Raw genomic sequence first — 22,178 nt, forward strand, 5'->3', positions numbered from 1 at the left:
GGCTTGAGAGTAAAAGGGCAAACTTAAGAAACCCTTAAGGAGTAAAAAAAGTTGTCAGCAAGGCGGCGGGCAGGCAATCTGCGCGGCTGTCACCCAGGAGGATCCGTCATGTCATCAAGCGCCAGCTGCCCCCTCTGCTCGGCTCGTCACAGCTACCCCCTGCCGTTGGCGGGCAAGCGCTATCACCGTTGCCTGGCGTGCGAGCTGGTCTGGCTGGATGAGGCGGATCACCTGGACGATCAGGCCGAGAAGGCGGTCTATGACGGGCACCACAACCAGGTGGACGATCCCCGTTATCGCGGCTTTCTGATGCGGGCCTTCGGCGAGGTGCTCTCCCGGGTGAGCCCTCCTGCCAGCGGCCTCGATTTTGGCTGCGGCCCCGGGCCTGCCCTCATCGCCATGGGACGGGAGGCGGGCTTTGAGATGGCGGGTTACGACAAGTTCTACGCCGACCAGCCCGAACTGCTCACCCGTCGCTACGATTTCATCACCAGCACCGAGGTGATAGAGCACCTGGCCGCCCCCCGCGCCGTGCTGGACGGGCTCTGGGCCTGCCTCAACCCCGGCGGGGTGCTGGTGTTGCAGACCCAGCGGGTGCTGGGTGACGAGCGCTTCAAGACGTGGCGCTACCGTCACGATCCGACCCACATCGTCTTCTTCGCCGAGGCCTCGTTTCGCGCCCTGGCGGCCCGCTGGCAGGCGGAGCTCTGCTTCCCCCACGCCGATGTAGCCGTGTTCACCAAACCCTGAACGGGGCGTTTTCATTTGGCGGCGGCTTGGGCATGCTGGTGGTCTGACACCCAGGAACGGATGCCCTTATCTTCATGTCGATCCCCCATTTGTCATTGCAAGACGCCCGCCACCTGCAACTCGCAGCCCAGGGGCTGCTGACCCCGCGCCGCGCCAAGGCTGCTCCCTCCGATCTGCTGGCCTGCATAAGGCGCATGGCGCTGCTGCAGATAGACACCATCTCTGTGGTGGCCCGCAGCCCCTATCTGGTGCTGTTCAGCCGGCTCGGCCACTACGATCCGCGCTGGCTGGAGCAGCTGCTGTCCGATGGCGAGATCTATGAATACTGGGCCCACGAGGCCTGCTTCGTCCCTCGCGAGGATTACCGGCTGCTGCGCCATCGGATGCTGGATCCCGCCGCCATGGGCTGGAAGTTCTCCGCCCAGTGGCTCAAGACCCACGGCGGCGAGATAGAGCAGATAGTCGAGCGCATTCGCCGGGATGGGCCGGTGCGGGCCGCCGACTTTGAGCGCAAGGAGGGCAAGGGCAACGGCTGGTGGGACTGGAAGCCCGAGAAGCGCCACCTGGAGGTGCTGTTCACCGCAGGGCGCCTGATGGTGCGCGAGCGGCGCAACTTCCAGCGGGTCTACGATCTCGCCGAGCGGGTCATGCCCGAGTGGGACGATGGGCGGCATCTGCCGAGCCCTGAGCTCGCCCAGCGAGACATGGTGCACGCCAGCTGCCGAGCGCTGGGGCTGGTCAAGACCGGCTGGGTGGCGGATTACTACCGCCTGCGGCGCGGCAAATACGATGCCCTGCTCCATCAGCTGGCGGACGAGGGGGAGCTGTTGCCGGTGCGGGTGGAGGGGTGGCAGCACGGCGCTTTCGTGCACGCATCGCTCTCCGATGAGCTGGCTCGGGCCCAGGCTGGCAGCCTCAAGGCGACCCACACCGCCGTGCTCTCGCCCTTCGATCCCCTGGTGTGGGATCGCAAGCGGGCCAGCGAACTCTTTGGCTTTGATTATCGCATCGAGTGCTACACCCCGGCCCCCAAGCGCCAGTACGGCTACTTCGTGCTGCCGTTGCTGCGTCGGGGCCAGCTGGTGGGGCGTCTGGATGCCAAGGCCCATCGCAAGGAGGGGGTGTTCGAGGTCAAGAGCCTCTATCTGGAGCAGGGGGTCAGGGTGAGCGCCAGCCTGGCGCAGGATCTGGAGAAGGCGCTGCAAAAACTGGCCGACTGGCACCAGACGCCGTCTCTGCACGTCGCTGCCATGCCAGCCTCCCTGCGGACCCTGTGGCCGGAGCCGCGTCCTTAGCCCGCAGGCTAAACGACAGCCAAACAAAAACCGGGCACTGGGCCCGGTTTTATCATCTGTTGCTGGCAACCTAAGGATTACTGGAGTACCAGCACCATCAGCAGACCGACCGTGATGGCGGACACCAGGAAGGCGAAGCCATAGAACACATAGTGGTGCAGCTTGGTGGTGTGGATCCCAAGGTCATGCAGGCCGTGGTAGATGCGGTGCATGCCGTGCCAGATGGGCAGGGCTATGATGACCAGCAGTATGCAGGCACCCCACCAGGAGCTGGCGAAGGCGTGCACGCGCTCAAAGCTCATGGTCTCCACGTCCATGATGCCCATGGGCACCAGCAGACCGGTAATGAGGACAATCACCGGCAGCAGCATGGCAACCACCATGCCACCGGCACCAAAGAGTCCCCAGTAAATGGGTTCGTCAGAACGTCTCATCATTAATCTCCTCAAGCCACGATGATCAGGATCAGCAGGGATACCGCCGCCAGCGCCACATATTGAGCGATGACGATCGGCTTCTCCGGCACCAGGTCTTCGCCACGGAAGATGCGCATGGCCTTGGGAGCCAGGGCAAACCAGGTCTTGGCGTGGAACAGGCAGGCTGCCAGCGCGATGACGTGGAACAGGATGGCAACCGGGCTCTGCAGGGATTCCAGCCAGCCGTTGAACGCCTCCTGGCCCTGCACCAGACGTAGCAGACCCCACATCAGCACCACGGCATAGATGGAGACGAAGATGCTGGTGCCTTCGCGGATCATGTAACCGGTGTAGAAGGCATTCTTCAGCCACCAGTCTTTCTTCATCTCGCGCACGTAGGGCTTACGTTTGCTTTGGGTGTTGTTCATGGTCTCACTCCTGGTCTCAATCCGGCTTGAACATGGCGATCATGTAGTCCTTGGCGCTCTCGACCTTGCCAAGCTGGATGGCTGCGGCCGGGTCTACGCCTTTCGGGCACACGTCAGAGCAGTAACCCACGAAGGTACAGCCCCAGACGCCTTCGTCCTGGCTGATGATCTTCATCCGCTCCTTGGACGCGCTGTCGCGGTTGTCGGCGTTGTAGCGATAAGCCAGCGCCAGGGCCGCGGGACCGGTGAACTTCTTGTTGATGCCGTACTGCGGGCAGGCGGCGTAGCAGAGGCCACAGTTGATGCACATGGAGAACTGGTGATACTTCGCCATGTCAGCCGGGGTCTGGGTGTACTCGCCGTCGCACAGGTTGCGCGGCTCGGACGGGATGATGTAGGGCTTGATGCTCTCCAGCTTCTCGATGAAATCGGACATGTCGACCACCAGGTCGCGTTCGATCGGGAAGTTGTTGAGGGGCTCTATGGTCATCTTGCCTGGCAGGTAGTCCCGCAGGAAGGTCTTGCAACCCAGCTTCGGAATGCCGTTGACCATCATGCCGCAGGAGCCGCAGATCGCCATCCGGCAGGACCAGCGGAAGCTCAGGGTGGAGTCCAGCTGATCCTTGATGTATTGCAGGGCATCCAGCAGGGACATCTCTTTCAGGTAAGGCACCTGGAAGGTCTGCATCCAGGGCTCGTTATCCTGCTCGGGACGGTAGCGCAGGATTTCAATTTCGATCATCTCAGCCATTCTTCTTAGCCTCGTCTTGTTTCTCACCCTCGGAACCGTACACACGTTTTGCCGGTTGGGATTTAGTGATCTTCACATCGGAGTAATCGATGGTCGGGGCGCCTTCCTGGTTGTAGAAGGAGAGGGAGTGCTTGAGGTAGTTCACGTCATCCCGCTCTTCGTAACCGTCCAGACGCTGGTGGGAACCACGAGACTCTTTGCGGTTGATGGCGGAATGGGCCATGGCTTCGGCCACGTCCAGCATGTAGCCCAGTTCGATGGCGTACAGCAGGTCGGTGTTGAAGACAGAGGACTTGTCGTTGATCTTGACCTTCTTGTAACGGGCCTTCAGCTCGTTGATCTTGTCGATGGTGCCCTGCATCAGCTCTTCGGTACGGTAGATACCGACGCCGGCTTCCATGGACATGCCCAGTTCGTTGCGGATATCCGCCGGGTTTTCGGTCCCGTCGATGTCGAGCAGGGAGAGGTGCTGCTTGATGAGCGCCTCGGCCTTGGCGGCCAGTGCTTCGGTGTTGCCGTGCTGCTGGGTCGCCGCGAATTCGGCTGCCTGCTCACCGGCCACCTTGCCGAAGACCACTATCTCGGACAGGGAGTTGGAGCCCAGACGGTTGGCGCCGTGCAGACCGACGGAGGCACACTCGCCAGCGGCGTAGAGGCCTGGCATGCGGGTGGCGCACTTGCCGTCAGTTTCGATGCCGCCCATGGTGTAGTGGGCAGTAGGACGGACCGGGATCGGCTCTTTCACCGGATCCACACCCACGTAGGCCTTGGCCAGTTCGCAGATGAAGGGCAGACGCTCTTTCAGGTACTTCTCGCCGAGGTGGCGCAGATCGAGGTGAACCACGTCGCCCATGGGGCCCTGGATCACGCGGCCTTTCTGCTGCTCTTGCCAGAATGCCTGGGAGAGACGGTCACGGGGACCCAGCTCCATGTGCTTGTTCTTCGGCTGGCCGACCGGGGTTTCCGGGCCCAGACCGTAGTCTTGCAGGTAGCGGTAGCCATCCTTGTTGAGCAGGATGCCACCCTCACCACGACAACCTTCGGTCATCAGTATGCCGGTGCCCGGCAGACCGGTCGGGTGATACTGGACGAACTCCATGTCACGCAGCGGCACGCCGTGACGGTAGGCCAGCGCCATGCCGTCGCCGGTGACTATGCCGCCATTGGTGTTGTAGCGGTAAACGCGACCGGCACCGCCGGTGGCCAGCACCACTGACTTGGCCTGGATGAAACGGGTGATGCCGTTCTGGATGTCGAAGGTCAGTACGCCCTGGACGCGGCCATCTTCCACGATGAGATCCAGACAGAAGTGCTCGTCATAGCGCTTGATGGTCGGGTACTTGATGGAGGTCTGGAACAGGGTGTGCAGAATGTGGAAACCGGACTTGTCTGCGGCGAACCAGGTACGCGGGATCTTCATCCCGCCGAAGCGGCGGACGTTGGCCTTGCCATCCGGCTTGCGGCTCCAGGGGCAGCCCCAGTGATCCAGCTGGATCATCTCGTTGGTGGCGTTGTTGACGAAGTACTCGACCACGTCCTGCTCACACAACCAGTCGCCACCGGAGACGGTGTCGTTGAAGTGGTTTTCGAGGGAGTCGTCATCACGGACGACGCCTGCGGCGCCACCTTCGGCGGCCACTGTGTGGCTGCGCATCGGATAGACCTTGGAAATCAGGGCGATTTCCAGCTCCGGGTGGGCTTCTGCAATGGCGATTGCGGCACGCAGGCCACCGCCACCGGCACCGATGATGGCAACATCGGTCTTGATAATATCCACATCTGCCTCCTTAGGGATAGATTTGCTGGGCACGATTTTGCTCTATGAAAAAAATTCAGGCTTGATGCAAGTCAAACTGCTTTGTTTTAGTGCTTGGCAACGGTGGTTTTTATTACAACCACCCCATTCCTTGGATGAAAATGCCGTCATTATCGCCATCCATCAGTGATCTGGATCAGCCGTACTCGCTACTCTGGTGATTTTAACCCCAAGATTGTACGTAGTTTTCTTTCAAAAAAATGAGAAATGCCTCTCTTTTTAGGTATTACCCCTAAAGTTTTTAAGTTTTTTATCAGAAATGTTTAGTGATAACTATTATCACCTTGGGGGCTGCCGAAAAACATCGAAAAAAGTAATGCGAATATAGTCAGGGCAGACATCAGCTGCGTCAGAAGGATACTCGAATGGAGAAGCGGATCACAGAGTGTCCGGTGTCGAAGGGGAATTATAACCATTGAAACGAAAAGGGTTTATATAAAAAAAGGGGCCTGGACGGCCCCTTTTCATTGAGTCGATCAGATGCGGAACATGCCGACCTGATTGTTGAGCTCACCTGAAATATTTTTAAGTTGAGCCGAGAGATTGCGGGAGCTGTCCGCATCCACCGCCAGCTCGTCCGAGACGTCCTTGACCGCCTGGATATTGCGGCTGACCTCGTCGGTCACCGCCCGCTGCTCCTCGGCGGCACTGGAGATCTGGGTCGCCATGTCGGAGATCTGGTTGATGGAGGTGGTGATCTGCTCCAGGGCCTGGGTGGCATCGTTCGCGTCTTCCACGCTGTTCTGGGCCAGCAGCTGGCCCTCGTGCATGGTGCTGACGGCTCCCTGGGTGTTGCGCTGCAGCGTCTCTATCATGCTGCGGATCTCGACGGTGGAGCTGTGGGTGCGTTGTGACAGCACCCGCACCTCGTCGGCGACCACGGCGAAGCCGCGACCCTGCTCACCGGCCCGGGCGGCCTCGATGGCGGCGTTGAGTGCCAGCAGGTTGGTCTGCTCGGCGATGCCCTGGATGGTGGATAGTATGGTGTTGATCTCCTGGGCGTTCTTCTCCAGCTCCTGGATGATGCCGGAGGCCTGCTTGACCTGGGTGGCGAGATCCGTGATGGAGCGCTGGTTGCGGGCGATCACCTGCTTGCCGTGCTCGCAACTGCTGGAGGAGCTGCGGGCTGCCTCCGCGGTCTGCTCGGCATTGCTGGCGACCTCGACGGCGGTGGCGGACATCTCGTGCACCGCTGTGGCTATCTGGGAGATCTCGTTCTGCTGGCGCGCCAGACCCTGGTTGGATTTCTCCGCCATGTCGTGGGAGGACCTGGCCTGCTGGTTGAGCTGCCCGGAGGAGTTGGAGATGTCCTGCACCATGACGTGGATGCGTTCGATGAAGGTGTTGACGTGCTTGGCGACTGTGCCGACCTCGTCTTCCCGCTCGATCTTGATGCGGCGGGTCAGGTCACCGTTGCCGCGGGAGAGATCCGCAATCGCCTCGCCGAGGGTCTTCAGCGGGGCCAGGGAGCTGTTGATGGCCACGTAGGAGAAGCCCGCGACTATGAGGATGGTCAGCAGACCTTGCAGCAGGGCTGAGGTGACCATGCGGGAGACGGACTGGTAGGCGACCGCCTTGTCCACCACTATGCCGAAATACCAGTTGGTGTTGGGGATCTCGGTGAGGTCGAACACGCTGGCCTTGCCGCTGATATCCATCTCGGAGATGGTGTTGTCATGGGCCAGTTCGTTGACCTTGGCCGCCGTCAGCTCGGGGGAGAGGGCGGTGGCGGGCTTGAGGGTCAGCGCCTTGTCCGGGTGGGCTATGATGGTGCCGTTGCTGTCCACCAGGATGGCGTAGGTGCCTTCCGAGTTGATGGCCAGCACGTCGCGCACCAGGCCGTCGATGGAAACGTCACCTGCGATGACGCCGTCTGTGTTGCCACGGCTGAAGGGCTCGGCGATGGTGATGATGAGGTTGCCAGAAGAGGCATCGGCATAGGGGGCCGTGATGGCGAGCTTGCCGGCCGCCATGGCGTCCTTGTACCAGGGACGCTGGCGCGGATCATAGCCAGCGGGCAGGTTGGTCTGCTTGCTCTGGATCATCCGGCCATCCTTGGTGCCCACATAGACGAGGTCGAAGTTGCCTGCGTTCATGGACTGGGCCAGGTGGCTGAGGGGCTCATCCTCCTTGGTGAAGGCTTCCTTGGTGGCGGTGACCAGGCCGATGCGCGCATCGAGCCAGCGGGAGATACCCTTGACGTTGGCGATGGAGCTGTCGTCGATGAAGCTCCAGATCAGCCGCTGGGTTTCGCTGCGCAGCTGGGTGGTGTTGTACCAGACCTGCAGGCTGGAGATGACCAGGATAATGGCCCCGATGGCGAGGACCAGCTTGTTCTTGATGGATAGATTCATGTTTACATCCTTGTGAGCGTCAGTCTGAGATCCGTGTGGTGTTTGTTATTGTTATGAGCCAACTCTGTATCGGCTGAAAGTGGACTTTATGTATCCCGTTGCACAGGAAATTTTCGATCTTTTTTCACCTCCTGATGGGCCGCCAGGCCGCGCCGATACTCAGCTGAATCGATCTGGTCGGTTGGTAAAGATGCCATCGACACCCATGGTCGCCAATGCAGCCCCATCACTCAACTCGTCGACCGTGTAGACCAGGATCTTGAGCCCACGACTATGGGCATCCGCCACCAGCCCGGCGTCGACAAAATCCACGTCGCAATTGAGCGACCAGGCACCCAGCTCTTCGGCGAAGCGGGCACCGTGCAGCGGCAGGCTGGCGGTCAGGGCCCCGAGGCGTAGATCCGGCCGCAGCCGGGCGAAGTGCGCCAGCTCGGGATGGTGAAAGGAGGAGACGACCCAGTGGGCCGGGGTGAAGCCAAGCTCCGCCTCGGCCCGCCGGGTCAGGGCCGCCACCGGCTCGGCGGTGTGCGCCCCCTTGAGCTCTATATGCAGCTCGCAGCGCCCGGCAATCAGGTTCATTACCTGCCACAGGGTCGGGATCCGCTCCCCGTCACCCGCATCCAGGCTCGCCAGATAGTCCCTGGACTGCTCGGTCAGCACCCCGTGGCCGTCGGTGCAACGCTCCAGCCGCCGGTCGTGGAAGACCCAGAGCTCGCCGTCTGCCTGCTGCACGTCGAGCTCGATGGCGCCGACTCCGAGTGCGATGGCTATCTCCATCGCCTTGAGGGTGTTCTCCGGCGCCAGCTTGCTGGCACCGCGATGGGCAATGATCTGCATGATTGGCTCCTGTTGTCATAACAACCCCTCCCTCGCCCTCACTAAGGGGGAGGCGGGAGGGGGTCTGTCAGCCCCTGCTCATCCGAATGTCGATCTGTTGGTGGGGCAGATGCATGCCGAGCTGGTTGAGTTTCTCCAGGATCAGCGAATGGACTTCATGGGTGATCGGCATACGGTGATCCATGTTGTTTACATAGAGCCGGATCTCGTAGATGAGGGCCGAGTCGGTGAACTCGATCAGGAACACCTCGGGGGTGGGGGTATCCAGCACCAGGGTGGACTCCTGCACGCACTGCTCCAGCAGCTGCTGCACCCGCTTGGGCTCCTGAGTCAGGCCGATGCGGATGCGCAGCTTGACCCGGGTGATGGCATCGGACAGGGACCAGTTGATGAACTGCTCGGTAATGAAGGCCTTGTTGGGGACAATGATCTCCTTCCTGTCCCAGTCCACGATAGTGGTGGCACGGGTCTTGATCTTGGTGACTGTGCCGGTCAGATCACGAATGGTGACGGTATCGCCGAGCCGGATCGGCTTCTCGAAAAGGATGATGAGGCCGGAGACGAAGTTCGCGAAGATCTCCTGCAGACCGAAGCCCAGGCCCACCGAGAGCGCCGCCACCAGCCACTGGGTCTTGGACCAGTCGATGCCGAGCATGGAGAAGCCGGTGAGGGCGCCGATGAGGATCACCAGATACTTGCTGACCGTGGTCAGGGCGAAGCCGGTGCCGGGGGAGAGGCTCAGGTGCTGGAGCAGGGTGAGCTCCATCAGCCCCGGCAGGTTGCGGGCGGTGACCACCGTCAGGATGAAGGCGAAGGCGGTCAGCATCAGATCCTGCAAGGTGATGGCGGAGAGCTGCTCTATGCCGGCCACCTTGCTGCTCACCTGCCACACCTCGATGCTGCTGAGGAAGCTGAAGGCCGAGTTGAGATCCGACCATTGCACCACCACCAGCATGGTGAAGCCCAGCATCAGCAGGGTGCGCACCAGCCCCAGCGACTGGGCGCTGATGGTGTCCAGATCCAGCTCGGGCTCCTCCACCACGTCCGGGATCTCGGAGCTGAGATCGTCCTCGTCACGCTCCCGCTGGGCCAGGATCTCGGCCCGTTTGCTCTTGGCGCGATCGAAGGCGAGGCGGCGGCGCTGGATCAGCATCCAGCGATGGGCCAGGTAGTAGACCAGCAGACAGCCGAGTCCCGCCAGCAGACTCAGCTCCAGCTGGCGCAGCAGGATGCGGGAGGTGTAGAAGTAGCCAAACAGGGAGCCCAGCACCGCCAGCAAGGGGGCCAGCATCAGGCTGTTCCAGATGAAGTGGTGCAGAAGATGGGGCTTGGTCATGTCCGCCTGGCCCCAGGTGAGCGGCAGCTTCTCCCGGTTGAGGCGGGCGAAGAAGAGCAGCAGCCAGAGGGCGCCGACGATGAAGGCGAGGCGACCCAGGGAGTCGTAGAAGGCGTGCTCCTGATAGCTGTTGGCCATGCCCTGCACGAAGAAGCTGGGGATCAGCACCAGCAGCAGGGTGCGGAACTGGCCCCAGACCCGCTGCACCGGCTCTTTCGGCCAGCGGAAATGGAGGATCAGGATCCCCTTCTCCAGGGTCAGATGGCGGGCGACCAGCAGCGCCAGCAGCAGGAACCAGATCTCGCCAAGGCCCCGGGCCACGGCCACCGCGAAGGGGTATTGCCAGGCGCCGTCCAGCAGGCCGCGCATCATCAGCACCATGGCGGGCAGCGGCAGGGCCGCGAGCAGAGAGCGCACCAACAGCCGGCTGGTGAGGCTGAACTTGTCCTGGGTCACCTTGCCGATGCGCGGGGCTATGTAGTGGCTGTACTGCACCAGGTGGCGCCCCAGCTTGGCCCAGCACCAGGCCAGCACCAGCAGGCCGAGCCCCGCCAGGGTCAGGGTCATGGGGTTGTTCTCCACTATGGCCCTGGGCAGTTGCAGCCAGTTGACGGGATCGAGCAGCAGGCTCAGCGCGGTGGGCACGCCGAGCAGGACGGCCGGGGTGAGCGGGCGCACGTCCGGCATCCAGAACAGGTGGCTGGCACTGATCTCGCGGATCTCGTCGATCTTGCTGTTCTGGCGGCTATAGAGCAGCTTGAGCCGGGTCTGCTCCTGAATGAGGGTATCTGAGGCGTCGTTGAGCCGGGTCAGCAGTTGCCGTCTGGCCTTGAGCAGGTTGTCGAGCACGGCCTGCTGGGCCCTGTCCAGGGTGATCTCATCCCCGCTGAGCAGGTTGTTGCGGATCTGCACTGTATCCTTGAGGGCATCCTGCTCTGTCTCGTACTGGTACTTCGCCATGCGCGCCTTGACGATGTCGGACTCCAGCTTCTCCAGGGGGAAGTAGTTGGGCAGATCGGCCAGCTTGCTGCGCAGGTTTTCGCCGTAGGCGTTGCTTATCTGCAGCCATTCCAGTTGCTCGCGCACCGAGTTGACCAGATCGTTCAGTCCTGACAGTGAGGTGTCGATGCCGCGCTGCTCGTCCTGTACCCGCTCTATCTGATCTTCCAGGGCGCCGAGTTGCAGGGAGAGCGCCTGGTTCTGCTGTTGCTGCTCCTGCAGCAGGGGCAGATCCGAGGTGAGCTGCCGGCGCAGCCGCTCGCTTTCCGCCAGCGCCTGCTCCGTTTTTTCCCGCCGCAGCTGGTTTTGCTGGTTGAGCAGGCTGTTCTGCCACTCATCTTCGTCTGTGATGGCGAGGTTGAGCTCCTGCAGCTTGAGTTTGCCGAGATCGTTGCGCTGCTGGGCGGAGAGCTGCTCCAGCTCCAGCATCTGGATCCGGTCAGAGAGGCTCTGCTCCTTGAGGCGGGTGGCCAGTTGCTGGGCCTCCTGCAGGCGATCCGACTCGTTGCTGAAGCTCAAGCGATCGAGCTGGGAGCGGGTCTGCAGCAACTGCTTGCGCAGCTCATCGACCCGCACATGGTACTCCTGGCCCGTGCTCTCCAGCTGGTTGAGGCTGTCGGTCACCGCCTGGCGCTCCTTGCGCAGGTTGATCTGGCGGTTGCTGCTCAGGCCAATGGCCTGGCGCAGTGCCTCTTCTTTGAGGGAGGAGAGGGGCGGGCGGGACTGGGGCTGATAGTTGTGCAGGCTCTCCTTGAGACGGGCCGACTCCTTGGGGTAGTCGATGAGGATCTGCTGATAGGCCTTGCCCTGCTCCCGATAGCGCTGGGCATCCCGGGCATACTGCAGCGCCTGCTGATAGCTCTCCCGCAGTTGCTGGTTCTCGGGGGTGTCGGTCTTGGGGACGCTTTGCAGCAACTCTTCCACCTGAGTGACGGCATCATCGGCCTGGGCAGCGGAGAAGGGGAGCAGGCTGAGACAGAGCATCAGGCAGAGCAGGCGTTGCAACATGGCGCACGTTTCCGTTCATGAGAAGTCGCCTTAGCCTAAAGCAGGGGCAGGGGTGGGTAAAGCCTTCCACATTAATGATCTACAACATAAATAACGGGTGATCCGGGTCTTGTTTGGCTATTATTCTGGCCGTTCCCCTCCCTTGAGCAATTTATGTCCACTGTCGATCTGGGCACGGCCCCCCTCTCTCGCCTCTTCCTGCGTTACGTCACCCCGACGGTGGCCGCCATGCTGGTCACCGGCGTCTATGTCACCATAGACGGCATCTTCGTCGGCCATATCCTGGGCCAGGACGGCCTGGCGGGCATGATGCTGGCCTATCCCATCTGCGCCGTGCTCTATGCGGTGGGGGCGCTGATCGGCATGGGCTCCTCGTCACTCGCCTCGTTTTATCTGGGCAAGGTGGAGCAGGCAAAGGCGCGCCACATAGTCGGCAATGCGCTGGTGATGGTGCTCATCGCCTCCGCCGTGCTCGCCTTCATCGGCATCCGGTACGGCAAGGAGATGCTGACCTGGATGGGGGCCGAGGGGGTCATCTTCGACGCCGGTTTCGCCTACCTGCAGTGGTACGCCTGGCTCGGGGTCTTTGCCGTGCTCTCCATGGCGTTCACCGCCCTGCTGCGCAACGACGGGCGACCCGGCCTCACCACCTGGATCCTGGTGGGGGGCGGCGTGCTCAACGTACTGCTCGATTACCTCTTGATGGCGGTGATCCCCTGGGGGCTGGCGGGGGCGGCCATCGCCACCATGCTCTCCCAGGCGGTGACCGGGGGCCTGTGCCTGTGGCACTTCTTCACCCCGCGCAGCCAGCTGCGCATCCGCCTGGATACCCTGGTGCCGGACTGGCGGCTGATGCGGGAGACCCTGCGACTCGGGGTGTCGAGCTTCCTGATGTACCTCTATCTGTCTGTGGTGCTGGCGCTGCACAACAAGGCGCTGCTGTCGGTCGGCAGCTCCCTGCACGTGGCCGCCTACGGGGTCATCAGCTACAGCGAGGCCTTCTTCTATCTCATCTTCGAGGGGATCGCCATGGGTATCCAGCCCATCGCCAGCTTCAACGCCGGGGCGGGCAACTGGCAGCGGGTGCTGCGGGTGCGCAACCTGGCGTTGGGGGTGACCCTGGTGGTGGCGCTGTGCGGCATGATACCGCTCTACCTCTGGCCGGAAGGGGTAGTCTATCTGTTCGCCGGTGACAACGCGGCCCTCTTGCCGGTGGCCAGCCTCGGCATCTGGCTCTACTTCTGGGGTCTGCCCATGGAGGGGCTGCTGCTGGTGGGGGCGACCTACTTCCAGGCCATCAACCGGGCCCGCATCGCCTCCCTGCTCACCGGGGGCAAGCTGGTGCTGATCGGCGGCTTCCTGTGGGGCTTCTCCTCCCTGTGGGGAGTGGCCGGAGTCTGGCTGGCGCTGCCTACTTGCAGCACCTTGCTGGTACTGGTGATGTGGCGGGCCATGGGCAAGGAGGCCGGGCAGCATGCCGCAGCCCCGTGATTAACGCCCTCTCTCCATGAACGACAAAGGCAGCCCAGGCTGCCTTTGTCGTTTCGTGCTGCCCGGATCAGGGCTTGAAGGCGCCGATGAAGATGGCGGGGTCGACGCGGGCGTCGTTGAGGCTGACGTTCCAGTGCATGTGGGGACCTGTGGCGCGGCCGGTGGCGCCGACCCGGCCGACGATGCCGCCGCGGGGCAGGCTCTGGCCCAGGGTCACGTCGATCTTGGACATGTGGCAGAACATGCTGATGAGCCCCTGACCGTGATCGACAAAGACAGTATTGCCGTTGAAGAAGTAGTTGCCGATCAGGATCACCTTGCCGGCGGCCGGTGCCTTGATGGGGGTGCCGGCGCCGACCGCGAAGTCGAGGCCTGAGTGGGGATTGCGCTCCTCGCCGTTGAAGAAGCGGCGCAGCCCGAAGGGGCTGGAGAGGGGGCCGTTGACCGGCTTGTCGAACAGCAGGTTGCTGGGCTGAATAGGACTGAAGGTCTGGTAGGCCTTGTTTTGTTCGGCCAGCTCCCGGTTGATGCGCGCCATGTCCTCGGCCAGCGGATTGACCTGGCGGCTGTTCTTCAGCTTGATGTGCTGCTCGCGATAGTGCTTGCTGCCGACGGTGAAATTCAAGGTACGGCCATCGCTCACCTGCAGCTGATGGGGGCCCGCCTGACTCTTGAGCGGAATGCCGACGATGGCAATCCAGTGCCGCCCCTCTTCGCGCACCACCAGCACAGGCTTGTCCAGATAGCGAGCGACGGGCGCCTTGGGCCCATCCCCCAGCGGCACCACGGCCACGCCCCCTGGTACCGGGTGGTTGAGCAGGCGGCTGATGAAGCCGGGTTCGGCATGAAGGGAGGCGCTGCCGAGCAGCAGAAGGAGGAAGAGCAGGCGGCGCATGGTGGCTCCATCGAATAAGGCGGTGAGATCAAAAGGGGGAAAATGATGCCACATTCTTGCCCGGCTGTCCGTCACCTCGGGCCATGGCGCCGGAAAGGGAGTCGTGCGGCGGCGGGATTGAGAATCCTGTGCTATTTACTAATGTGTCACTAAAGGTGTCTTTGAATGGCACCTATGGCGGCAAGGCAGCAAGGCACTGGCAGGAGAAAAGCAGTCGCCAGCGACATCCAGGGACAGGTGGAGGTTGTGATGAAGACGAAGGCTCTCTTGATACTCGGACTCACCATGGGGATGTCGGCACCCGTTGCCGCCTTCAACGGGGTCATTACCATCAATGGCGAGGTGACCGCCGGGACCTGTGCCATCGCGGTCAACGGTGGTACGGCGTCGGCAACCGTGACCCTGCCGACCGTCAGCACCAATGCGCTCGGCAGCATAGGCCAGACCGCAGGGGCGACAGGCTTCAACCTCGCCCTCACCAGCTGCCCGACCACGGGGTCGGTGCGGGCCTACTTCGAAAACATCGGGGTGGAGCAGACCACGGGCAACCTCAGCAACAAGGCCGTCGCCTCGGGCGGCAAGAACCCGGCCCAGAACGTGGAGGTGCAGATCCTCTCGGCCAACAGCACCCCCATCGATCTGAGAACCAACACAGGCAACAACGTGCTGGTCAACTTCAGTGCCACCGGGGGGGCCACCCTCTACTACAGCGCCCAGTACATAGCCACAGGTGCCGTCGGCGCCGGTCTGGTCTCGGCGGATCTCATCTACTCCCTGGACTACCACTGAGCGCTCAGTCATGAAGGCGCTTCGTATCCATAGGCCCCGCAGGGCGGGGCTGAGCCTCATGCTCTGGTGCTTGCTGCTCCTGCCCTGGCAGACCTGGGGTCATGTCCAGATCTCGGGCACCCGGGTCATCTACCCGGCCAACGCCCGTGAGGTCACCCTGGAGCTGACCAACAAGGGGAGCAGCCCCTCGCTGGTACAGGTGTGGATAGATGCGGGGGATCGCCGCATCCGGCCGGGCGCCGAGGCGCTCCCCTTCCTGGTAACCCCTCCCATCACCCGCATCGAGGCCCAGCGTGGCCAGTCCCTGCGTCTGGCCTACGTGGGGCAGGGGTTGCCCCAGGATCGCGAATCGGTGTTCTGGCTGAACGTGCTGGAGGTGCCGCCGAGCGTGAAGTCGACCCAGGCGGGTCAGAATCTGGTGCAGCTCGCCTTCCGCTCCCGGATCAAGATGTTCTACCGGCCATCCGGGCTGCCTGGCAATGTCGAACGCTCCGCCCGGCAGTTGAGCTGGCGCCTGATCCGGCAGGGGGACGGTTACGCACTGCGTGCCAGCAACCCCAGCCTCTATCACGTCAGCATCAGCAATCTGGAGCTGCAGGCGACGGCGTCATCGAAGCGCTACAGCAACTCAAGTGGCGGCATGGTGGCGCCGGGGGGCAGCTTCGATTTTCCCCTTGAGCAACTGTCCGGGGCCGTCGATGCCAAGGCCGTGACCTTCTATTGGCTCAACGACTATGGTGCCCGCGAGGTGGGCCAATTCGTCTTCAATTGATTCCGGAAGATGCCGGAGCTGGACCCAGGGTTCGGCGCTCCCGGTGCACAGGCCGGCGCTGAGGGGGGAGCTATACAGTGACAGCCAGAATGCCCCTCTCTTGCTGCCTTCATGCCACCGCCCTCTGGTACGCCGGTTGCTGTCTCTCCCTGTTGCTCTGGTGCCCCCTTGCCATGGGGGATGAGGTGGCCGGGCAAGCGATCAGTCCACCCGCCGACATCGAGTTTGACAGCCGCCTGCTCGACAGCCTGGGGGTCAACATCGACCTGGCCCGCTTCTCCCGTGCCGACTTCATCCCCCCCGGGCGCTACCAGCTCGACATCACCATCAATGGCAAGGAGAGAATAAGTCAGCAGGTGGAGGTGAGAGCGGGGCAGGATCCCGGGACGCCCCTGTTCTGCTTTCATCCGGATCAGCTGACGCAGTGGGGGCTCTTGGTCGACAAGCTGCCCGATCAGGGGTCGGTGCAGCAGCAACTCCAGGGCGACTGCATAGAAGTGGGAGCCCTGGTGCCGGGGGCCAGCTTCACCTTCGATCTGGCCAGCCTGAGCGGGGCACTCAGCCTGCCCCAGGCTTATCTCGGTCAGATCAGACGTGACTATGTGGGGCCTGAGCAGTGGGTGCAGGGGATCAATGCGGCCTTCGTCGGCTATAACGCCAACCTCTATTACAGCGAACAGGAGAGCATAGGGGAGCCATTGAGCAGCAGCATCAACCTCAACACCGGCATCAACCTAGGTGCCTGGCGCCTGCGTCACAACGGCTCCTGGCAGGGCAACCAGGGGGGCGGCTATCAGCCCCTCAACAGCTATGCGCAGCGAGATGTCACCTCCCGCAAAGCCCAGCTGACGCTGGGGGAGTACTTCACCCCGGGTGACAGCTTCGACAGCGTGCCCTTCACCGGCGTGCAGCTCGCCAGCGACGACGCCATGCTGCCGGATTTCGAGCGGGGCTTTGCCCCCGTGGTGCGCGGGGTGGCCCAGAGCAATGCCAGAGTCAGCATCCGCCAGGGCACTGCCCTCATCTATGAAACCCAGGTCGCCCCCGGCGCCTTTGCCATCGACGATCTCTATGCCACCAGCTTTGCCGGTGATCTGGATGTGACCATCACGGAGGCGGATGGCAGCGAGCGCAGCTTCACCCTACCGTTCTCCTCCGTGGTGCAGATGTTGCGAGACGACACTTCCCGCTTCAGCCTGACCCTGGGACGCTATCGCAATGATGCGGGGCCCGATGGCCCGAATTTTCTGCAAGGCACCTACAGGCGTGGCTTCTCGGATGCCCTGACCCTCTATGGCGGAACCATAGCCGCCGAGGATTACGGCGCCCTGCTGGGAGGCGCGGCCATGGGCTCGGACTACGGCGCCCTGGCTCTGGATGTGACCGGCTCCTGGGCGCGGGCGTTGCCCGCCAGCGCGAACCTACCGGATTCCCTCGCCGGTCAGAGCTATCGCCTCACTTACAGCAAGCAGATGGAGAGGACCCAGACCTACTTCACCCTGGCCGCCTATCGCTTCTCCAGCGAAGGCTATCTCGACCTCAACGACGTGGCGGCGATACAGACCCAGGCGCTGGACAGGTTGCAGCGGGAGCGCAATCGCTTCCAGCTCAACATCAACCAGCCGGTAGGGGAGTGGGGGGACCTCTACTTCAACGGCATTCGCCGCGACTACTGGGGTGGCCAGGGGGAGAGCAGCAGCTTCCAGCTCGGCTACAACCGGGGGTTTGACTGGGGCAGTCTGACCCTGTCGGCCAGCCACTCGTTGGAGGAGGGGGTGGGGGATCAATACGTGCTGAGCCTCAGCATCCCCATAGGGGACAAACTGGGGGCGCCGCGTCTTGGCAGCACCCTCTCCTATCAGGAGGGGCAGGGGGCCAGCGCCAGGCTGGATCTCAACGGGGGCTCCCGGGATGGGCGTTTCTATTACGGTGTCTATGGCAATCAGAGTCGGGGGAGTGGCAACTCGGCCCTGAGCTATGGTGCCAACCTGCAGTATCAGACGGCGGCCACCCAGCTGGGGTTGAGCACCAGCCAGGGGGAGGGTTACGCCCAGTATGTGGCCTCGGCCAAGGGAACCCTGCTGGTCCATGAGGAGGGCTGGGTGCTGGGGCAGACGCAAGGGGAGACTATGGCGCTGGTGGAAGCCAAGGGCGCCCAGGGGGCCAGGGTCAGCCACGGGATCGGCAGCGAGGTGGATGGGGATGGCTATGCCGTGCTGGCCGGGCTCAACCCCTATCGCACCAACATCATAGGCCTGGATCCCGGCGGCTTGCCGCTGGATGTGGAGATAGATGGCAGCGCCCAGATGGTGGCCCCGCGTCGGGGGGCCATCGTCAAGCTGGCGTATGAGACCCATGTCGGCCAGCCTTTGCTGCTCAAGGCCGTGCGTCAGGATGGCAGTGCGCCGCCCTTTGGTGCCGAGGTGGTCGATGGTCGCGGCGACGCCGTGGCCGTGGTCGGCCAGGGGGGGCTCATCTTCGTGCGTGGCGAGCAGGGGACCCTCCATGTTCAGTGGGGCAAGGAGGAGGATGAGCGGTGCCGGCTCGACTATCGGGTCCCTCGGCCGGATCCTGCTATGCCCTATCAGCAGGTCGCCGCCCGCTGCCTCACTCCGGGAGCAAGTTCATGAGAGACCCCATTGGTTGGCATGGCTGGTGCCGGGCCCTGGAAGGGTACGCCGTGCTGTCATGGCTGGCGCTGGGCTCCCTGTTGTGGTGCTCAAGCAGCGAGGCCGCCCTGAACCTGATGCGTACCCGGGTGATCTATGAGGGGGGCACCGAGGCCAGTCTGATGGTACGCAACGACGGCAGCGAGCCCAGTCTGCTGCAGGCCTGGGTCGATGGCGGCAATGAGCAGCAGGGACCGGCCGATGTCTCGACCCCCTTTCTGGTGGTGCCGCCCATGATGCGGCTGGGGCCGCAGAGGGGGCAGGTGCTGCGCATCCTGGGCGCGGATCTGAGCCGGCTCCCCCGGGACAGGGAGTCCCTGTTCTGGCTCAATGTCCTTGGACTGCCCCCCAAGACGCAAGCCTCGCAGGCGAGCGTACAACTGGCTTATCGCACCCGCATCAAGCTGTTCTACCGGCCGGCCGGATTGGCGGGTTCCCCGGCCGAGGTGGTTAGCCGGCTTGGCTGGCAGGGGCTGGCGGGGGGCGGACTCAGGGTCAGCAATCCGGGCCCCTTTCACATCAGCCTGAGCGAGGTGTTGCTGAGCGGGCAGCATCTCGCCTGGCGCGAGGGCGGGGTGCTGCCGCCTTACGGTTCCCTCTCTCTTCCCATGGCGGGCGCCGTACCGGCGGGGGCCCGCGGGCGGCTGCGCTGGATAGACGACGATGGCAATTATCATGAGCAGGAATTTGTTCTGGGCAGGCATGGAGGAGAGCGGGATGAGTGACGGCGTCGGAAACCTGGGCCTGTCTTTCTTGCTGTTGGCGGCACTCCTGCTGGTGGCGGCTTCATGGCCAGGCGAGGTGCAGGCCGTCAATGGCCAGTGCACCAGCCCCTTCGTGGCGACCGGCGCCATCACCGCCGATAGCGGTCTCTATCAGCCCGGTGGGACCAGTGGTCCCACCTCCTTCTCGACCACGGGCACGGCCACCTGTAATTGCACCGGGATCTCGGTGGGGCTGCTGATGACAGTCTATTACCAGGGAACCACCAGCCTGCCTACCGTCTCCGATCCTCTGGGGACCCTTATCAAGCTCAACCCCTATTTCGGCCTCAAGGTCGAGTTCAATGCGGCAGGGGGATATCAGGAAGTTCCATTCAGCGCCACCACCAGTGGGCTGCTAAGCGTCTGTGTCGGCGGGCTGCTGAATGTCTCACTGCTGGGGGGGATCAACGTGAACGGCGGCCGTTATACCCTGAAACTGCTCAAGGGGGTCACGGGTACCCAGACCTTCAGCGGCACTGTCGCCCACCTCTTCGTGCGCCGAGCCAATGCACCGGACACCAGCCCGGTCAATGCCTTCAGCACCCTGGCGATGAACATCAGCGTCACCTCGACGCCGACCTGCCAGTTCCCCGCCGGCACCAGCATTCCCATCGATCTCGGCGCCGTGGCGCAGAGTGCCTTCGTCGAGGGGGAGATCCCGAGGGGCTATGCCCCGCGCAGCGTCAATGTGAGCGTGACCTGCAGCCAGATCCCGAGTGACTACCTGGTGCCGCTGCAATACAGCTTCGGGGGGGCGCTCAGCAGCCAGAATCGCTTCGTCACCACCAGCCTGGCCGGGGTCGGGGTGGGCATGGTCGAGCAGGATACGCTGACCCCTATTCCATTTGATACTGCCATCGCGGTACCCTACTCGGCGGCCAGCCACAACACCCAATATCAGGTGAGGCTGTATCCGACCCGGTTGCCGGGTCAGGTGGTGCGCCCCGGTGCTTACACGGGCACCATAATGGTCACGGTGAGCGTGCCCTGATGACAGGGTTTTCTGCCCCTATTTTCGACGAGGTCAATGATGAACAGTGACAGCGCCCTGCGCCGCGAACCCAGACGCCACACCATAGGGCAGGGTTGGATCTGGATCCGCACCGGGTTCGACATCTTCAACAAGGGCATGGGCGCCAGCGTGGCCATGATAGTGATCTGGTTCCTGGTGGGCATGTTGCTGGAACAGCTGCCGGCGGGGGGCTTCATCTCCCAGTTGCTCTACATGGTGTGGGGGGCCGGTTGGGTCGCGGTGGCCCGCCGGGGCTATGAGGGTCACCCCCTGCAGTTTGCCGACTTCTTCGCCGGTTTTCGTCATCGGCTGACCCCGTTGATGCTGGGGGGGCTGATGGTGCTCGCCCTGTTCATGGGGATACTGCTCATCTGCGCCTTCATGCTGCATCAGTGGGGCCTGACCGGCCTGCTCTCCCAGGATCCGGAAACCCTGACCCTGACGCCCGAACAGGCGCAGGGGTTCCTGCTCTGCCTGTTGCTTGGGCTGGCCTTGCTGGTGCCCGTGCTGATGGCCATCACCTTCGCCCCCGCCCTCATCTTCTTCCATGGCGTGGGAGCCTGGCAGGCGGCCCGGCTCAGTTTCAAGGGCTGTATGTGCAACATGTGGCCCTTCCTCTGGTGGGGGCTGCTGGGGGCCGTGCTGATTTTCTTTGGTGCGCTTTTGATGCTGGTGGGTCTGCTGGTGGTGCTGCCAGCCATCAACTACTCCATCTACGCCGCCTATCGCGACATCTATGTGGACGAGGAGGCTGCCGACGACGGCGAGTCGCCGGTCAAGGCATTTGGCTTCGAGGCATAAGCCGACACAGGGATGACAGGGGCCGACAGGCCCCTTTTTCATGGGCCTTCAGCGGGCTTGCCACAGGGGATCATCCGCCATGCGTGCGATCAGGAAGTCGAGGAAGCTGCGCAGCAGGGGGGACATCTGCTTGCGGGTGCCATAGACGGCATAGACGCCGAGCTGCTTGGGCTGCCACTGGGTCAGCAGAGGCACCAGGGCGCCACTCTCCAGGTGGGTCTGCACCGAGTAGGCTGGCTGCAGGCTGATCCCCGCCCCATCCAGGGTCGCCGCCAGCAGCAGGTTGGAGATGTTGGCGCTGAGGTTGCCGCTCACCGGCACGGATTCGGGGCCATCGGGCCCCTGAAATTCCCACAGGCTCTTGCCGAAATAGGTGTAGGTGAGGCAGTTGTGCAGGGCCAGATCCTGCACCTGCTGCAAAGGCGCATGACGGGCCAGATAGGCGGGGCTGGCACAGACCACCGAGTGGCAGGTGCCAAGCCTGCGCGCCACCAGGTTGGGATCCAGATCGTTGGTGATGCGCACCGCGAGATCGATGCGCTCCTCCACCAGGTTGACGGTTCTGTCCAGCAGCAGGATGTCGATGGCCGTACCGGGGTAGCGAGCCAGGTAGTCGTCCGCCGCCTGGACCAGCAGGGCTTCGGACAGGGAGTAGCTGCTGGTGATGCGCAGTTGCCCTTTGGGGGCCTCGTCACTGCGAATGGCCAGGTGCTCCATCTCTTCCCCCAGCGCCAGCATGGCCCTGGCCCGGTTCAGTGCCTCTTCCCCCGGCCCGGTCAGGCTGAGCCGGCGGGTGGTGCGGTGCAGCAATCTGGCCCCCATCCAGCGCTCCAGCTCGGCCAGATAGCGCGAGACCATGGCGCGGGACATCTCCAGTTTCTCTCCGGCGCCGCTCAGGCTGCCCTGTTCAACCACGCAGACGAAGACCCGCAATGCGGTCAGTCGATCCATGCTCAGCACCTCTATATGCTCGATTTGTGCAACAGTGATGTGCT

The 22,178-nt window shown here is 63.0% G+C and carries 18 protein-coding genes; 9 read left to right on the forward strand and 9 right to left on the reverse strand.

Going from position 1 to position 22,178, the window contains the following annotated elements:
• Window positions 1-108 precede the first annotated feature (108 nt).
• The gene (locus OC537_RS01460; RefSeq protein WP_262108728.1) at window positions 109-750 is read left to right on the forward strand and encodes a class I SAM-dependent methyltransferase; all 642 of its coding nucleotides are present in this window, start codon (window positions 109-111) and stop codon (window positions 748-750) included.
• A 74-nt stretch (window positions 751-824) separates the two neighbouring features.
• The gene (locus tag OC537_RS01465; protein ID WP_262108730.1) at window positions 825-2,045 is read left to right on the forward strand and encodes a winged helix-turn-helix domain-containing protein; all 1,221 of its coding nucleotides are present in this window, start codon (window positions 825-827) and stop codon (window positions 2,043-2,045) included.
• A 77-nt stretch (window positions 2,046-2,122) separates the two neighbouring features.
• Here OC537_RS01465 and frdD read toward each other — a convergent pair whose 3' ends face one another.
• From frdD to mscM, 7 genes are all read right to left on the reverse strand, one after another.
• Entirely contained in the window at window positions 2,123-2,479 is a 357-nt protein-coding gene (gene frdD, locus OC537_RS01470) for a fumarate reductase subunit FrdD (protein ID WP_033130989.1), read from the reverse strand.
• Between the two features lie 11 nt (window positions 2,480-2,490).
• Window positions 2,491-2,889 carry a fumarate reductase subunit C gene (locus OC537_RS01475; protein ID WP_106887562.1) on the reverse strand — a complete coding sequence of 133 codons (399 nt, stop codon included), beginning with the start codon at window positions 2,887-2,889 and terminating at the stop codon, window positions 2,491-2,493.
• A 16-nt stretch (window positions 2,890-2,905) separates the two neighbouring features.
• Window positions 2,906-3,640 carry a succinate dehydrogenase/fumarate reductase iron-sulfur subunit gene (locus tag OC537_RS01480; protein ID WP_025326130.1) on the reverse strand — a complete coding sequence of 245 codons (735 nt, stop codon included), beginning with the start codon at window positions 3,638-3,640 and terminating at the stop codon, window positions 2,906-2,908.
• On the reverse strand, window positions 3,633-5,417 hold the full coding sequence (gene frdA, locus OC537_RS01485) for a fumarate reductase (quinol) flavoprotein subunit (RefSeq protein ID WP_262108733.1): 1,785 nt from the start codon (window positions 5,415-5,417) through the stop codon (window positions 3,633-3,635). The genes OC537_RS01480 and frdA overlap by 8 nt, the downstream gene beginning before the upstream one ends.
• Window positions 5,418-5,932: 515 nt before the next feature.
• Entirely contained in the window at window positions 5,933-7,810 is a 1,878-nt protein-coding gene (locus OC537_RS01490) for a methyl-accepting chemotaxis protein (RefSeq protein ID WP_106887561.1), read from the reverse strand.
• Between the two features lie 159 nt (window positions 7,811-7,969).
• Window positions 7,970-8,647, reverse strand: a complete 678-nt coding sequence (locus OC537_RS01495; RefSeq protein ID WP_262108736.1) for a glycerophosphodiester phosphodiesterase — start codon at window positions 8,645-8,647, stop codon at window positions 7,970-7,972.
• Between the two features lie 67 nt (window positions 8,648-8,714).
• On the reverse strand, window positions 8,715-11,990 hold the full coding sequence (gene mscM, locus OC537_RS01500) for a miniconductance mechanosensitive channel MscM (RefSeq protein WP_262108738.1): 3,276 nt from the start codon (window positions 11,988-11,990) through the stop codon (window positions 8,715-8,717).
• A gap of 153 nt (window positions 11,991-12,143) precedes the next feature.
• On the opposite strand from mscM, the gene OC537_RS01505 reads away from it, so the two are divergent.
• Complete coding sequence (locus tag OC537_RS01505; protein WP_262108740.1) at window positions 12,144-13,481, forward strand: MATE family efflux transporter; 1,338 nt, start codon at window positions 12,144-12,146, stop codon at window positions 13,479-13,481.
• Between the two features lie 67 nt (window positions 13,482-13,548).
• Here OC537_RS01505 and OC537_RS01510 read toward each other — a convergent pair whose 3' ends face one another.
• On the reverse strand, window positions 13,549-14,376 hold the full coding sequence (locus OC537_RS01510) for a peptidoglycan DD-metalloendopeptidase family protein (protein WP_262108742.1): 828 nt from the start codon (window positions 14,374-14,376) through the stop codon (window positions 13,549-13,551).
• A gap of 249 nt (window positions 14,377-14,625) precedes the next feature.
• Here OC537_RS01510 and OC537_RS01515 point away from each other — a divergent pair, with 249 nt between their 5' ends.
• The 6 genes from OC537_RS01515 (at window position 14,626) to OC537_RS01540 (ending at window position 21,183) form a co-directional block, all read left to right on the forward strand.
• A complete protein-coding gene (locus OC537_RS01515; RefSeq protein WP_025326137.1) occupies window positions 14,626-15,165 on the forward strand; it encodes a fimbrial protein in 540 nt (179 codons plus the stop codon).
• Window positions 15,166-15,223: 58 nt separating this feature from the next.
• Window positions 15,224-15,937: a fimbria/pilus periplasmic chaperone gene (locus OC537_RS01520; protein ID WP_262108746.1), complete on the forward strand. Its 714-nt coding sequence runs from the start codon at window positions 15,224-15,226 to the stop codon at window positions 15,935-15,937.
• 77 nt (window positions 15,938-16,014) lie between these two features.
• Window positions 16,015-18,567 (forward strand): fimbria/pilus outer membrane usher protein, encoded by a 2,553-nt coding sequence (locus OC537_RS01525; protein WP_262108748.1) that lies wholly within the window; start codon window positions 16,015-16,017, stop codon window positions 18,565-18,567.
• Window positions 18,564-19,331, forward strand: coding sequence for a molecular chaperone (locus OC537_RS01530; protein WP_262108750.1), 768 nt, complete (start codon window positions 18,564-18,566; stop codon window positions 19,329-19,331). The genes OC537_RS01525 and OC537_RS01530 overlap by 4 nt, the downstream gene beginning before the upstream one ends.
• Complete coding sequence (locus OC537_RS01535) at window positions 19,324-20,361, forward strand: fimbrial protein (protein ID WP_262108752.1); 1,038 nt, start codon at window positions 19,324-19,326, stop codon at window positions 20,359-20,361. The genes OC537_RS01530 and OC537_RS01535 overlap by 8 nt, the downstream gene beginning before the upstream one ends.
• Window positions 20,362-20,400: 39 nt before the next feature.
• Complete coding sequence (locus OC537_RS01540) at window positions 20,401-21,183, forward strand: BPSS1780 family membrane protein (protein WP_106887556.1); 783 nt, start codon at window positions 20,401-20,403, stop codon at window positions 21,181-21,183.
• Between the two features lie 48 nt (window positions 21,184-21,231).
• Here OC537_RS01540 and OC537_RS01545 read toward each other — a convergent pair whose 3' ends face one another.
• Window positions 21,232-22,134 (reverse strand): LysR family transcriptional regulator, encoded by a 903-nt coding sequence (locus OC537_RS01545; RefSeq protein ID WP_171275653.1) that lies wholly within the window; start codon window positions 22,132-22,134, stop codon window positions 21,232-21,234.
• Between the last annotated feature and the right edge of the window lie 44 nt (window positions 22,135-22,178).

Origin of the sequence: Aeromonas sp. Marseille-Q5825 (assembly GCF_946892685.1) — a bacterium.
Classification (GTDB): Bacteria; Pseudomonadota; Gammaproteobacteria; order Enterobacterales; family Aeromonadaceae; genus Aeromonas; species Aeromonas rivipollensis.